The sequence below is a fragment of the Burkholderia sp. HI2714 genome (assembly GCF_002223085.1).
GTDB lineage: Bacteria > Pseudomonadota > Gammaproteobacteria > Burkholderiales > Burkholderiaceae > Burkholderia > Burkholderia lata_D.
Genome location: NZ_NKFM01000009.1, coordinates 15,826 through 30,492 on the forward strand (window position 1 = coordinate 15,826; position 14,667 = coordinate 30,492).

The following is a 14,667-nucleotide window of genomic DNA, read 5'->3' on the forward strand; positions in this document are numbered from 1 at the left end:
TATGGCACCGCGCTCGGCCGGCCGTGTGCCCTGCAGACGCCACGCATCTGTGTTTAACTCCCCGCTTCACGGAGCGAAGGAGCGGGAAATGGATCTCGGATTTATCGGGCTGGGTGAAATGGGGCAGGCAATCGCGACGAACCTGCTGAAGGCCGGGCACACGGTGCGGGTCTGGAACCGGTCGCGCGAGCGCGCCGAGCCGCTCGCGGCCCTCGGCGCGCAGATCGTCGACACGCCGGCCGACGCGTTTCGCGGCGACGCGGTGTTCTCGATGCTGGCCGACGACGCCGCGGCGCGCGCGATCTTCGACGATGCGCTGCTCGCCCAGGCGCCGCGCGGCCTGATCCACGTCAACATGGCGACGGTGTCGGTCGCGCTGGCCGAATCGCTCGCGCACGCGCATGCGTCGCGCGGCATCCATTATGTCGCCGCGCCGGTGATGGGCCGGCCGGACGTCGCGGCCGCCGCGCGCCTGACGATCATGGCGGGCGGCCCGGCCGAGGCGATCGACCGCGTGCAGCCGCTGTTCGACGCGATCGGCCAGAAGACCTGGCGGTTCGGGTCGTTGCCGCAGCACGCGAACGTCGCGAAGATCGCCGCGAACTTCACGCTCGCGTCGGCGATCGAGACGCTCGGCGAAGCCTCTGCATTGCTGGGCGCGCACGGTGTCGCGATGCGCGACTTCCTCGACGTGATCACCGGCAGCGTGTTTCCGGGCCCCGTCTACGAAGGCTACGGCTCGATGATCGCCGAGCGGCGCTACGAGCCCGCGCGCTTCAAGGCCCGCCTCGGGCTGAAGGACGTTCGCCTCGCGCTGGAAGCCGGCGACGCGGTGTCGGTGCCGCTGCCGGTGGCAAGCGTCGTGCGCGACAACCTGCTCGACGCGCTTGCGCACGGCGGCGGCGAGCAGGATTTCGCGGTGCTCGGCGAAGTCGCGCTGCGCCGCGCGGGCCGCTGAGCCGACGCGCGACAGAAGTCCGGCACACCGGCATAATCGACGTTTCGTTTTTCCTTACATCGACGCAGAGGCAGGCATGAACTTGCATACGTGGTGGCTTTTCGTGGCGACGGTGTTCGTCGTGTCGGCAATTCCGGGCCCGAACATGCTGCTGGTGATGACGCACGGCGCGCGGCACGGGCTGCGGCGTTCGACGTGGACGATGGCCGGCTGCCTCACCGCGCTGGTGCTGATGCTGTCGGTGTCGGCGGCGGGTCTCGGCGCGGTGCTCGAAGCCTGGCCGGCGATGTTCAACACGTTGCGCTTTGCGGGTGCGGCCTACCTGATCTACCTCGGTGTGAAGGCGTGGCGCGCACGCGTCGACGACGCGCAACCTGCCGCCGACGTCGACACCGTGTCGCGCCAGGCCGCGCCGGCATCGCGCGGGACGCTGTTCCGCAACGGTTTCCTGGTCGCGGGCAGCAATCCGAAGGCGATCCTGTTCGCGGCCGCGCTGCTGCCGCAGTTCATCAACGCGGCCGAGCCGACGCTGCCGCAGTTCGGCGTCCTCGTCGTCACGTTCGCGGTGATCGAGGTGAGCTGGTATCTCGTCTACGCGTCGTTCGGCACGCGCATCGGCGCGACGTTGAAGAGCCAGAGCGTGGCGAAGATCTTCAACCGGCTGACGGGCGGGCTGTTCGTCGGCTTCGGCGCGATGATGGCGCTGGTTCGTCACTGATTTCGCACTGACACCGGCGTACCGAACGCCCCGTCCTTCTCAAGAGGGCGGGGCGTTCTGCTTTTCGGGCCTGCGTCACGCTCGCTCAGGCGCGCGGGCGCGTCAATGCCGCTGCGCCGGCTCCGCGTCCGGCCGTGAGCCCGAAAGCGGCGGCCGCGCCGGCGAACGCAAACCCGACGCCGCATACCGCGCTCCACCCGCCCCAGGCCCACGCGCTGCCTGCGAGCACCGCGCCGAGCGCGCCGCCGATGAAGAACAGCCCAACGAACAGACCGTTCAGGCGGCCGCGCGCGGCCGGGTTCAGCAGGTTGATCTCGCGGCGGCCGATCGTCTGGTCGACGATGACGCCCGCGTCGAGCAGCGCCGCGCCGCCGGCCAGCAGCGCGAGCGCGAGGCCGCGATGCAGGTGTGCGTCGAAGCCGAACCAGCCGGCGCCCGCGATCCCGAGCACGACGAGCGCCACGAGCATCGTGCCGTGCGCGATCCGCTGCGCGGCCGGGCCGTGGCCGCGGTCGCCGGCACGGCCCGCGAGCGGCGTGACGATCGCGCCGCTGGCGCCGGCGAACGCGAACAGCGCAATGCCGTGCAGGTCGAGGCCGAACGGCGGCTGCGCGAGCCGCAGCCCGACCGCGGTCCAGAATGCGCTGAACGCGGCCATCGCGAGTGCGGCCGACAGCGCATGCCGGCGCAGCACCGGCTCGTCGGCGAGCAGGCGCCCCATCGACGCAAGCAGCGTGCGGTAGCCGGCCGAGATCGACGGCGTGCGCGACGGCAGGCGCCGCGCGAGCACCACGGCGATCGCGGCATTCGCGAGCGCGGCCAGCACATAGAACCCGCGCCAGCCGGCCGAGCCCGCGATCAGGCTCGCGAGCGGCCGCGACAGCAGGATGCCCAGCATCAGCCCGCTCATCACGTTGCCGACCGCGCGGCCGCGCTGCGCCTCGGGCGCCATCGATGCGGCCATCGGCACGAGCATCTGGATCACGCTCGACGCGGCGCCGGCCACGAGCGTCGCCAGCAGGAATACGGTGCCTGACCGCGTGAACGCCGGCAGCGCGAGCGCGGCCGCGCACGCGGCCAGCGTCGTGACGATCAGGCGGCGGTTCTCGAGCAGGTCGACGAGCGGGACGAGCAGTACGAGCCCGGCCGCGTAGCCGAGCTGCGGCAGCATCGCGACGAGGCCGGTCAGGCCGGACGGCAGGTGCAGGTCGGCGCTGATCGGGCCCGTCAGCGGCTGCGCGGCGAACAGGTCCATCACGATCACGCCGACCGTCGCGGCGAAGAACAGCGTCATGCCCGCGCTCAGCGCGGGCGGCGTGCCGGCCGGCGCGCTGACGGGCGGGCGAGCGGCGGAGTGGCAAGGGTTGGCAGGGCAGTTCATCGGAAGCCTGACGAATGGGTCGAAGAAGTCCCCATCGTAGGTGTCCGATGTTTATGCGACAATTGAAATATCTCTAACATGATTATGCGAGTTTGTTTTGAATACGCGTGATCTCCAGGCATTCGTCGCGGTGGTCGACAGCGGGTCGATGGTCGCCGCGGCCGCGAAGCTCCACCTGACGCAGCCGGGCCTGACGCGGCGCGTGCAGAACCTCGAAACGCTGCTCGGCATGCCGCTGCTGGAGCGGCAAAGCAAGCCGCTGAAGCCGACCGCCGCCGGGCGCGACGTCTACGCGCTCGCGCGCAACGTGCTGGGCGCAGTCGACGAACTGATGGCGGCGGGCGCGCCGGACAGCGAGCCGTCCGGCGAGCTGCGCATCGGCGTGCCGCCGTTCCTGTCCGAGCTGGCGCTCGAGCAGCCGATCGACCGGCTTCGGGACGCATTTCCGCGCCTCACGCTGCGCGTGACGGCAGGCTGGTCGCCGGCGCTGATACAGGGCGTCGAGCGGGGTACGCTCGACGTCGCGGCCGTGATGGTGCCGGCCAGTTCGACGCTGCCCGACACGTTCACGTCGACGCTGATCGGCACGCAGCCGACGGTGCTCGTCGCCGCGCGCGACTATCCGCTGCCGGACGGTCCGCTGTCGATCGACACGCTGTCGGGTTTTCCGTGGGTGCTGAGCCAGGACGGCTGCGGGATGCGTTCGGCGCTGAGCCGCATGCTCGGCGCGGCTGGGCTGCCGTTCGACGTCGCGGTCGAGGCGTTCGGCTCGGAACTGCAGCTGTCGCTCGTCGCGCGCGGCGCGGGCATCGGCATCGCGGCACCGAACGCGCTGGCGCGCAGCGCGCATCGCGATGCGCTGAGGGTGGTGGAAACGGTGGGGCTGGAGACGCGGATCAACGTGTGGATCGTGCACGGCGCGCTGCCGGGCCGGCTGGTGCGGCCCGTCGCGCTGCTGCGCGATGCGCTGGGCGAAGTGCTCGACCGGGTAAACAGGGTGGGGTCAGATGCGATGAAGGCGGTCTAGAGGCGCCATTCGAGGGAAAATCCTTATTTTCTCTACGGAAATGTTGCATTGCGGAAACTGTTTCGCTATAGTTGCACCTGTCTCCTCCATGTCTCCTCTGATATGGATTCAGCCCGCCTCTTAGGCGGGCTTTTTTTTGCCTGCGATTTTGTCGCGGCCTTCCATTCGTCGTCCGTCGCTGCACTCAGAACTTGTACGTCATCCCGACGTAGCTGATGATCGGGTCGGCCTTCAGGTCCGATTTCGACTCCGAGAGCACCGTGCCGTCGGCCGCCTTGATCGTCACTGTCGACGTCGTCTTCAGCGGGATGTACGTGACCGACGCGATCAGCCCGAAATGCTCCGTCATGTTGTACTGCAGGCCCGCGTTGAACACCGGCTGCCATGACGACGACGCCTTCGCCTCCACCGAGGTCGTACCCGGCTTGCCGGCGCCCGCCGCGAGAATCGCGCCGAGGTTGTCCTGCGTCTGCTTGATGAAGTTCGTGTTGAGCTGCAGGTCGCTGAACCAGTTGTACGACACGCCGAGGCCGAGGAACGGCCGGAACTTCGCGTTCGCCGCCCCGAAGTAGTACTGCAGGATCGCCGCCGGGCTCCACTGCCGCACGCTCTTCACGATCGGGTTGACCGAGCCCAGCCCGATGTTCTGCGTGCCGAGCGCGCCGGCCGGGCCAGGCGGCCTGATCGTGCCCTGGCCCGACACCTTGAACACCGGCGGCACGCCGGCCACCGACGTGACCGCGATATGGTCGGTCAGGAAGTGGCTGATCGTCAGGCCCACGGTGTCGGCGCCGCTCGTGTGCAGCCCGGTGCCGGGCGACGTGAACGACGGCGGCAGCCGCAGCGGCGTGTTGATCGGCGTCGGCGCGACGTTGGTCGTCATCGGCGTGCTGCTCTGCTGCGGCATGATGTGGAACCAGCCCAGCGTGACGACGTTGCTGCCGGCGCTCTGCGCGTGCGCCGCGAGCGGCGCCACGGCGGCGGCGCCGGCCGCCGCGCAGAGAAGGGTTTTCTTCATCACGGCTTTTCCCCCCGCTTACTGGACGAATGCGCCGATCGTGAAATACGGCGTCGATCCCGCGTTGTCGAGGAAACCGAACACGCCACCCGTGAAGATGAACTTGCCGGTCGGCGACGTGCTGCCCGAGCCCGTATGGATCGTCGTGACCGTGCCCGGCACCTTCTGCGTGTAGTCCAGGTCGAGCGCGGTCGCGAGCGATGCCTGCGACGGCTGGAACGGATCGAGCAGCGTGGCCTGCTTGTCGATCAGCGCGGTGGTCCGGTAATCGAACTGGCTGTCGACGCCGATGTACTCGCCGTTCTGCGAGCCGGCCGCGACGGCCGTCTGCGGCGAGAGGATCGAGATGCTCGATTCATCGTCGGCGGTCAGGCCCGGCACGCCGTTGCTGTCCGGCGTCGGGTTCGGGTTCGCGACACCCGTGCGCACGAGGATCGGCACGAGCTGGTTGCGCAGCTTGCCGACGATCATGAAGCCCTTGCCCTGCGGCGTGGCCGACAACGTCGGCTTCAGCTCGCTCGCGTAGTTGTTCGACTGGAACGCGCCGCTGCCGTCGGCCGACTGCACGAAGTTCGTGCCCTGCTGCGCGCACGCGCCGCCCGCGAACTGGCCGGTCGTGTCGCACTTGGTCCACGTGCCGTCCGCGTTGATCGTCACCTTCGCGTCGATCGACGCCGGCGCGAACTTCTGCGACGGCACCTCGCCGAAGCCGATGTGGCTGTACGTGCCCGCGACCTTCGTGATGTCGGTTTCGATCGACGAGAAGCCGATGAACGGGTAGTACGGGAATTTCGTGTCGGGCACCGCGGCCTGGCCGAGCACGCCGTCGAACTGGATCTCCTTGCCGGGAATCGTGCCGCCCGCGACGCCGAAGCCGACGAAGATGCGCGCCGGACGCGACGCATCGAGGCTCGCGCCGTTCAGGCGGAACGCGCACTGGTTCAGCTTGTTGGTCGGCAGCAGCGTTTCCTGTGTGAGCGTGCCGCTGTCGACGGTGCCCGCGCGGGTCGGCGTGACGGTGCCGGTCTTTTGCGGCACCGCCGATTCGACATAGGTGACCTGCCAGGTCATCTTGGTCGTGTCGAGCTGGACCTTCGCGAGTTCGCCGCTGCCCGCGCCGCCCGTGAATACGGTGTTGTAGTCGAGCGTGGCGGGGCAGAGCCGGTCTTCGACGAGCGGGGGCGGGTTGTCGCCGCCGCTGCCGCTGCCGCCGCAGGCGGAAAGAAGGGGGGCGGCAAGGGCCGCCGCCAGAATGAGGTTGCGCTTCATGTTGCTCCTCCAGATTTGTCTTGTGCGGCGGCCAGCTCCCTGTCGGCCGCTTCTGTTGGTTGTGCTCGTCCTGCTTGCGCCGTGCCGAGCGCCTTCGTGCCTTCCCTGCGTCACGCGGCGGCAGGCCGGCCGCCGCGTCCTCGTTCGCTACTTGCTGATCTGCGCGCCCACGCCGAAGTACGGTGTCGACGACGTGGTCGAATTCGCCGACGTCGACGTGACGCCGCCGTTCACCGTGCCCTGGATCAGCGCCGCGTACAGCCCGCCCGTCGCGATCACCACGCCCGAAGCGGACGGGTAGCTCGCACCGCTCGGCGGCGTCGTCGTCGCGTTCAGCAGGCCCGGCGTCGCCTGGCCGTAGTCGAGCGTGAAGCCGTCTTCCTCGGCCTGCGTGCTCGGGTTGATGAACGACGCGTTGCTGCCGCGGATCAGGGCCGCCGTGTACTTGAAGTTCGAGTCCGCGCCCGCGTAGCCGCCGTCGATCGCACCCGACGAGATGGCCGTCGCCGCGCCGAGCACCGCGATGCCCGATTCGTCGTCGACCTGCGCGTCGGCGTGCAGCGGCGGCGTGCCGAGGTTCACGTTGCCCGTGCGCACGATCACCGGCACCGTCGCGCCGTTGAGCTGGCCGATCACCATGTGCGCGGTCGCCGACTTGCCGGTCGCGCCGACGAGCGGCAACTGCGTTTGCGGCAGCGTCTGCGGTGCCTTCGTGCTGTCGAAGTAGCCGCCGTTCGCGCTCGCCTTCCACGGATCGCCGGTCGTCTGGCAGCCGCCCGAACCGCTCGACGTGCACGCGCCGTTCGCGTCGAACGTCTCACTCGAGTTCGAACCCTTCGTCGCGTAGTTGCCCGACGGCACGAGGTGATAGAGCAGCGCGTTGTACGTGCCCGGCAGCTTCGTGAGGTCGGTCGTCGTGTTCGCGAAGCCGAGGAACGGGTAGAAGTCGAAGTGACGGTTCGGCACCTTGCCGACGTCCTTTGCCACCACGACCGGGCCGATGGCGATCGTCAGCCCGTCGTACTGGATCGTCGCGCCGGGAATGCCGCCGCCCGCGACGCCCATGCCGACCAGCAGCATCGGCGGGTTCGCCTGGTTGAAGTCGGCGGCCGTCGAGTACGTGGCGCCGCTCGGCGCCTTGCCCGTGCCGGGTGTCAGGATGAACGCGCAGCGCGTCTGCTCGGCGGTCGGCAGTACGCCGGTCGGCGGGTGCATGACTGCGCCGGTGATCGTCGTGCCGACGCGGCTCGGCGTGACCGTGCCGGTCGCGAGCGGAATCGGCGATTCGAGCCACTTGAGCGTGTAGGTCATCGCCACCGCGTCGATGTTGACGCTGACGATCTCGCCGCTACCGGCGCCGCCGAGGTACGTGCTCTTCACGATGTCGGCGTTGGCCGGGCACAGCGCACCGTTGATCGGCTGTGACGGCGGCGGCCCTTGCGTGCCGCAGCTGGATCCGGAACATTGGGGCGCATTGATCGGCGCGGGTGCGCCGCCGTCCCCCCCACCACATGCAACCAGGAAAGGGGCAATGGCAAAGGCCGTTGCCACCCCCTTCGATAAGGTGTGCGACATGCCGCTGTCTCCAATCGTTTAATTGTGCGAGCTAATGTCGCCGCCTTGATTTTTGCTGTCAATTGATGAACCCGTCTAAAAAAGGCGATTGAAACGGGCATCGTGTTTTGAGTCCTTGTCCGACGTGGTATTCGGTAAGAATTAAAACGTGAGACAGGCTGCCGAAAGCGGCCGGAGTGGGGTATGTGCGACGCCGGACAGGCCGGCGCGGAGCCTTCCTGCGTATAACGGCAGCGTTTAAAGCGGCGGTATCCGGTTTATCCCTATTCGGGATTGACTGGATAAAGAAGGGGTGGGGTTAATTCACTGGTAATCGCGCAATGGAAAGCTTGTAAATATTTGTAAATGCGCGACCCGGGATTTTTATATATTGCCTGATACGGGTAAATAAAAAGCCGGCCAGTGGCCGGCTTTGCATTGCATGCGATGCTGAATCAGCGTTTGAGACCTGCGTCCTCGGCCGCGCCGATGCTCAGGTTCATGCACTGGATCGCGGCGCCCGATGCGCCCTTGCCGAGGTTGTCGAGGCGCGCGACCGTGACGAAGCGCTCCGCGTTGCCGAACACGAACAGGTCGACGCGGTTCGTGTCGTTGTTCGCCTGCACGTCGAAGAAGCCGCCGTCGAGGTTCGCGTCCGCATCGAACGGCGCGACGCGCACGAATGCTTCGTCCGCGTAGTACTCGGCGAACACGCGCTGCACGTCCTGCGGCGTCGCGCGCTTCGCGAGCTGGTCGGGCGTGAAGTAGGTCGTCACCGCGAGGCCCTTCAGGAACGGCCCGACGATCGGCGTGAAGATCGGCGGGTTCGCGAGGCCCGTGTGCGCGGCCATTTCGGGCAGGTGCTTGTGCGTGAGACCGAGCGCATACGGGCGCGGGCTCGCGAGCTTGCCGCCCGGCGCCGCGTTTTCGTAGTCGGCGATCATCGACTTGCCGCCGCCGCTGTAGCCGGTGATCGAGTAGCTGTGCGCGGCGAACGTCGGTGCGACTATGCCTGCATCGACGAGCGGACGCATCGCGAGCACGAAGGCCGATGCGTGGCAGCCCGGCACGGCGATGCGCTTCGATGTGCGAATCTTCTCGCGCTGCGCGCGGGTCAGTTCCGGCAGGCCGTACGCCCAGTCGGCGCTGGTGCGGAACGCGGTGCTCGCGTCGATCAGCGTCGTGTTCGGGTTCTCGACGAGCGAGGCTGATTCGCGCGATGCGACGTCCGGCAGGCACAGGAACGTGACGTCCGACGCGTTGATCAGGCGGCGGCGCTCTTCGACGTCCTTGCGCTTCGCTTCATCGATGCGCAGGATCTCGATGTCGCTGCGTGCCGACAGGTATTCGAAGATCTTGAGGCCGGTCGTGCCTTCCTGGCCGTCGACAAAAACTTTGGTGCTCATTTCGCTCTCACTGAATGAAACGGGGGGCCGCGCCCTGAAACCGCCATTTTAAGACGTCATCCGGCGGGCCTGCACCGCGCGGGGCGAAAAAAAGACGGCCGGCGGGCCGTCTTGTGTCCCTTTGGCACCCGCCGGAGCGGGCGCCGGGGCGTGCTCAGCCGCGGCCGGCGACCCACCGGGCGGTCGCTTCGGCAACCCGCCGGCCGAATGCCTTGCCGGTCTCGAGGTCGCCCGGCAACGGGCCTTCGTCGGGCGTCGAATCGGCCGGCGACTGCGCGAGCAGGCCCGTCGAGCCGCCCAGATAGTTGATGTCGTTGCGCGTGGCCGCCTTCGAGTTGGCCGGCATCAGGCTCGTGCCGACCCACACCATCCCATGCTGCATCGACAGCGTGACGAAATATTGAATCGTCGAGAACTTGTCGCCGTTCATCGTCGCGGAGTTCGTGAAGCCCGCGGCGATCTTGTCCTTCCATTTCTGCGTGAACCACGCTTTCGACGTCGCGTCGGCAAACTGCTTGAACTGCGCCGACGGGCCGCCCATGTAGGTCGGCGCGCCGAAGACGATCGCGTCGGCCGCGTCGAGCGCGGCCCAGCCCGCGTCGTCGACGTCGCCGACGGCGAGCAGGCGCACGGTCGCGCCGGCCTCCTGCGCGCCCGCGTGCACGGCCTCGGCCAGTTTCTGCGTGTGACCGTAGCCGCTGTGATAGACGATGACGATGTTCGACATGAAGCGTTCTCCGGAAAGGAACGGGAACGGCGGACCGCAGGCTCGCCGCGTCACGCGCCGCCGGTGGGCGGCGCGACGGATGCGCGGCAGGGTGCCGCGACCGGTGACGGGGAGTCTAGCAAGCCGAAATGACGGGAAAGCGAGTGAGCACGGAGAACGTCATTTCGCAGCGGCCGGCAATCGCAGTGCGGCGACACGGCGATTTGGCGACACGGCGACACGGCGACACGGCGACGCGGCGGCGCGCAAGCCATGGCGTACCACGCCCGTTACTGCCCGTAGTTGACCGTGAGTTGCGCGGTACCGATCGTCAGCGTGCCGATCTCGTGCTCGAACATCGGCGCGGGGCGGCCCTGCGCGACGCGCAGGTCGTCGCCCTTCAGCGCATAGACGGTGATCACGTAGCGGTGCGGCTTGCCCGGCGGCGGGCACGGGCCGCCGTAGCCGTCGATCCCGAAGTCGTTGCGCGCCTCGCTCGCGCCGATGCGCCGCAGGAACCCGGACGCGCTCGCGTCGGCGGGCAGGCTCGTGACCGTCGCCGGAATGCCCGCCACGGCCCAGTGCCACCAGCCGTGCCCCGGCGCGTCGGGATCGAAGATCGTGACCGCGTAGCCGCGCGTGCCCGGCGGCGGGTTGTGCCAGGTGAGCTGCGGCGAGTGGTTGCCGCCCTTGCAGTCGCCGCGGTCGAACACGTTCGCGGCGCGGACGCGCCCGCCCGGTGTCAGGTCGTCGCTCGTCACGGTGAACGGGCCTTCCGCATGCACGGGCAGGGCAGCAAGGGCGACGGCGTAAAGGAGGGCGGCGAGAAACGGCGACGGGCGACCCGATGGCGCAGGCGGAGTGATCCGGCGATCCACACGCATATGGCGCTTCTCCCGTCACATGGGCCGGACCGATGCGTCCGGCGTTGTTGGCGTAGTGCGTTGCCTGCGCAGCTGATGGCAGCGATGGATCAAGTCTAGCATTAGGGTTCGATGAGCGACGCACGCCGCGACCCGTGGTCGCGATCGTTTCCTGCGCGAATCGACTGACGAAAAATCGACGGACGAAAAAAAGCCGCCCGCGATGAAGCGGGCGGCTCGTTCAGCCAGGACGCCGGCCAACGGGCCGGCGCGGCGTCAGTCCTTCGGGGACGTTGCGCCGCCGTGCGCAGCCGACCACTCGGCCGGTGCGTGCAGGAATTTCTCGACTTCGTCGAGCGTCTTCGTCTCGAAGTAGCCCGACGCCTTCGCGACGCGCAGCACGTCCCACCACGTGGCGAGCGCGTGCAGGTCGACGTCGATGTCCTTCAGGACCGACACGCTTTCCTTGAAGATGTTGTAGTGGAACAGCACGAAGCAGTGGTTCACCGTCGCGCCCGCGGTGCGCAGTGCGTTGACGAAGTTGATCTTGCTGCGGCTGTCGGTCGTCAGGTCTTCCACCAGCAGCACGCGCGAGCCTTCTTCCAGATGGCCTTCGATCTGCGCGTTGCGGCCGAAACCCTTCGGCTTCTTGCGCACGTACTGCATCGGCACCATCATCCGGTCCGCGATCCAGGCCGCGAACGGGATGCCGGCCGTCTCGCCGCCCGCCACCGCGTCGATCTGCTCGAAGCCGATGTCGCGCGTGATCGTCGTTTCAGCCATTTCCATCAGCGCGCGGCGCACGCGCGGATACGAAATCAGCTTGCGGCAGTCGATATAGACGGGGCTTGCCCAGCCGGACGTGAAGATGAACGGTTTTTCTGCGTTGAAGTGCACTGCCTGTACTTCGAGCAGGATTTTGGCGGTCGTATCCGAGATCGACTGACGATCGTAGCCTGTCATGGGCATTCCTTGGGTGATGAGCGAAGAGCGGGCGCGGGCCCGGTGGCGCAGCAAGGGGAACCTGCCCAGAGGGCCGGGGCGCGATCGGCGGGCCGATCGCATCGCTGCGCGCGTAGCCGGCTATTTTACCCGATTCAGGCTGCTTTTCGGCGGAATTCGCGCGGGTTCGCCGCGCGGCTCACCACCGGCGAAACAAACGGGGCCGGATTGCTCGCGCGCTGATGCGGAGGATGCGGCGTTGCACCAACATGCGTCATTTAGGGGGTGTACACTAGGCGACCCTTAGAAATCGTTCAGTACTTTGTACTTTCCTCTTGCCACCCGCCAAGGTTCGATGGCGTGCCGACCCGGCGCGTCGCGTGCCGTCTCGCAGTCGATCACCCCCTCGATTCAAGCAGACGCGGCCGAAGGTGCGGCGTACTGAACCGTCAATATTTCGCAAGTCTCTCGCAGGTCAATCATGGACGAACAACTGAAGCAGGCCGCACTCGCTTATCACCTGAACCCGAAACCCGGCAAGATTTCGGTCACCCCGACCAAGCCGCTGTCGAACCAGCTCGATCTGTCGCTCGCGTATTCGCCGGGCGTCGCCGCTGCGTGCGAAGCGATCCACGCCGATCCGCTCGACGCGCAGAAGTACACGTCGCGCGGCAACCTCGTCGGCGTCATCACGAACGGCACCGCCGTGCTCGGCCTCGGCAACATCGGCCCGCTCGCCGCGAAGCCGGTGATGGAAGGCAAGGGCTGCCTCTTCAAGAAATTCGCGGGCATCGACGTGTTCGACATCGAACTGTCGGAGTCCGACCCCGACAAGCTCGTCGAGGCGATCGCGATGCTCGAGCCGACGCTCGGCGGCATCAACCTCGAGGACATCAAGGCGCCGGAATGCTTCTACATCGAGCAGAAGCTGCGCGAGCGCATGAAGATCCCCGTCTTCCACGATGACCAGCACGGCACCGCGATCATCGCGTCGGCCGCGATCCTGAACGGCCTGAAGGTCGTCGGCAAGAAGCTGTCCGAAGTGAAGCTCGTGTGCTCGGGCGCGGGCGCGGCAGCGATCGCGTGTCTGGACCTGCTGGTGAACCTCGGCCTGACGAAGTCGAACATCCTCGTCGCCGATTCGAAGGGCGTGATCTACGAAGGGCGCGGCAACCTCGATCCGTCGAAGCAGCGCTATGCGGCGACCACCGACGCACGCACGCTCGCCGACGCGATCGTCGGCGCGGACGTGTTCCTCGGCTGCTCGAGCGCGGGCGTGCTGAAGCAGGACATGGTCAAGACGATGGGCGACCGCCCGCTGATCCTGGCGCTCGCGAACCCGGAACCGGAAATCCGCCCGGAAGACGCGAAGGCCGTGCGCCCGGACGCGATCGTCGCGACCGGCCGTTCGGACTACCCGAACCAGGTCAACAACGTGCTGTGCTTCCCGTTCATCTTCCGCGGCGCGCTCGACGTCGGCGCGACGACGATCACGGAAGAAATGAAGCTCGCGTGCGTGCGCGCGATCGCCGAGCTGGCGCAGGAAACCGACCAAAGCGAAGAAGTCGCGAAGGCGTATGAAGGCCATTCGCTCGAGTTCGGGCCGGACTACCTGATTCCGAAGCCGTTCGACCCGCGCCTGATCATCAAGATCGCGCCGGCCGTCGCGCAAGCCGCGATGGACTCGGGCGTCGCCACCCGCCCGATCCAGGACATGGACGCGTACCGCGAGCAGCTCGGCGCGACCGTCTACCGCACCGGCATGGTGATGCGTCCGGTGTTCGCCACCGCGAAGCAGAAGGAAGCCCGCATCGTGTTCGCCGAAGGCGAAGACGAGCGCGTGCTGCGCGCCGCGCAGTTCGTGCTGCTGGAAAAGATCGCGAAGCCGATCCTCGTCGGCCGTCCGTCGGTCATCGACATGCGCCTCGCGAAGATCGGCTCGAAGCTGAAGGCCGGCACCGATTTCGAGATCGTCGATCCGGAAGACGATGCGCGCTACCACCGCTACTGGCAGGCGTATCAGGAGATCGGCGCGCGCGACGGCGTGACGCCGGAAGTCGCGAAGGCCGCGATGCGCAAGTTCAACACGCTGATCGGCGCGATGCTCGTGCATCTGGGCGACGCGGACGGGATGATCTGCGGGATGATCGACACGTTCCACAGCCACCTGAAGTTCATCGAACAGGTGCTGGGCCGTGCGAAGGGCGCCGAGCACTTCGCGGCGATGAACCTGCTGATGCTGCCGGGCCGCAACCTGTTCGTGTGCGATACGTACGTGAACGAGCTGCCGAGCGCCGAACAGCTCGCCGACATGACGATCCAGGCTGCCGCCGAGATCGAGCGCTTCGGCATCACGCCGAAGGCCGCGCTGCTGTCGAACTCGAACTTCGGCAGCGCGCCGTCGGCGTCGTCGCGCCGGATGGGCGAAGCCCGCAAGCTGATCGTCGAACGCGCACCGAACCTGGAAGTCGACGGCGAAATGCACGGCGACGCGGCGCTGTCGGAACTGATCCGCAAGCAGGCATTCCCCGGCACGACGCTGTCGGGCGAAGCGAACCTGCTGATCATGCCGAACGTCGAAGCGGCGAACATCGCGTACAACCTGCTGAAGATGGTCGGCGGCGAAGGCGTGACGGTCGGCCCGTTCCTGCTCGGCGCGGCGAAGCCGGTCCACATCCTGACGCCGGCTGCGACCGTGCGCCGGATCATCAACATGACGGCCGTTGCCGCCGCGAACGTGAACACGAAGTAAGTCCACGCCCGCGTGTGCCGCGCTTGATGCGCGGCGCAAAGAAAAACGCCACGGAACCTGCGTTCCGTGGCGT

12 protein-coding genes are annotated in these 14,667 nt (G+C 67.5%); 4 read left to right on the plus strand and 8 right to left on the minus strand.

Annotated elements, in window-relative coordinates; all coding sequences use genetic code 11:
- Window position 1 precedes the first annotated feature (1 nt).
- A complete protein-coding gene (locus CFB82_RS01595) occupies window positions 2-958 on the plus strand; it encodes an NAD(P)-dependent oxidoreductase (protein WP_256990269.1) in 957 nt (318 codons plus the stop codon).
- A 76-nt stretch (window positions 959-1,034) separates the two neighbouring features.
- A complete protein-coding gene (locus tag CFB82_RS01600; protein WP_069246902.1) occupies window positions 1,035-1,676 on the plus strand; it encodes a LysE family translocator in 642 nt (213 codons plus the stop codon).
- An 85-nt stretch (window positions 1,677-1,761) separates the two neighbouring features.
- Here CFB82_RS01600 and CFB82_RS01605 read toward each other — a convergent pair whose 3' ends face one another.
- Window positions 1,762-3,057, minus strand: a complete 1,296-nt coding sequence (locus tag CFB82_RS01605; protein WP_089483288.1) for an MFS transporter — start codon at window positions 3,055-3,057, stop codon at window positions 1,762-1,764.
- Window positions 3,058-3,154: 97 nt separating this feature from the next.
- On the opposite strand from CFB82_RS01605, the gene CFB82_RS01610 reads away from it, so the two are divergent.
- Window positions 3,155-4,084 carry a LysR family transcriptional regulator gene (locus CFB82_RS01610; RefSeq protein WP_089483289.1) on the plus strand — a complete coding sequence of 310 codons (930 nt, stop codon included), beginning with the start codon at window positions 3,155-3,157 and terminating at the stop codon, window positions 4,082-4,084.
- A gap of 184 nt (window positions 4,085-4,268) precedes the next feature.
- Here the strand turns inward: CFB82_RS01610 and CFB82_RS01615 are convergent, their stop codons facing one another.
- The 7 genes from CFB82_RS01615 to CFB82_RS01645 form a co-directional block, all read right to left on the minus strand.
- A complete protein-coding gene (locus CFB82_RS01615; RefSeq protein WP_069246905.1) occupies window positions 4,269-5,102 on the minus strand; it encodes an OmpW/AlkL family protein in 834 nt (277 codons plus the stop codon).
- 18 nt (window positions 5,103-5,120) lie between these two features.
- Window positions 5,121-6,371 (minus strand): DUF2957 domain-containing protein, encoded by a 1,251-nt coding sequence (locus CFB82_RS01620; RefSeq protein ID WP_089483290.1) that lies wholly within the window; start codon window positions 6,369-6,371, stop codon window positions 5,121-5,123.
- Window positions 6,372-6,518: 147 nt separating this feature from the next.
- Window positions 6,519-7,946, minus strand: coding sequence for a DUF2957 domain-containing protein (locus CFB82_RS01625; protein WP_089483291.1), 1,428 nt, complete (start codon window positions 7,944-7,946; stop codon window positions 6,519-6,521).
- Window positions 7,947-8,380: 434 nt separating this feature from the next.
- Complete coding sequence (gene argC / locus CFB82_RS01630; RefSeq protein ID WP_089483292.1) at window positions 8,381-9,331, minus strand: N-acetyl-gamma-glutamyl-phosphate reductase; 951 nt, start codon at window positions 9,329-9,331, stop codon at window positions 8,381-8,383.
- A 154-nt stretch (window positions 9,332-9,485) separates the two neighbouring features.
- Window positions 9,486-10,058: a flavodoxin family protein gene (locus CFB82_RS01635; protein WP_069246909.1), complete on the minus strand. Its 573-nt coding sequence runs from the start codon at window positions 10,056-10,058 to the stop codon at window positions 9,486-9,488.
- 269 nt (window positions 10,059-10,327) lie between these two features.
- Window positions 10,328-10,921, minus strand: a complete 594-nt coding sequence (locus CFB82_RS01640; protein WP_089483293.1) for a YbhB/YbcL family Raf kinase inhibitor-like protein — start codon at window positions 10,919-10,921, stop codon at window positions 10,328-10,330.
- A 255-nt stretch (window positions 10,922-11,176) separates the two neighbouring features.
- Entirely contained in the window at window positions 11,177-11,863 is a 687-nt protein-coding gene (locus CFB82_RS01645; protein WP_011350651.1) for an orotate phosphoribosyltransferase, read from the minus strand.
- A 460-nt stretch (window positions 11,864-12,323) separates the two neighbouring features.
- On the opposite strand from CFB82_RS01645, the gene CFB82_RS01650 reads away from it, so the two are divergent.
- Entirely contained in the window at window positions 12,324-14,594 is a 2,271-nt protein-coding gene (locus CFB82_RS01650) for an NADP-dependent malic enzyme (RefSeq protein ID WP_089483294.1), read from the plus strand.
- The last annotated feature ends 73 nt before the right edge of the window (window positions 14,595-14,667 follow it).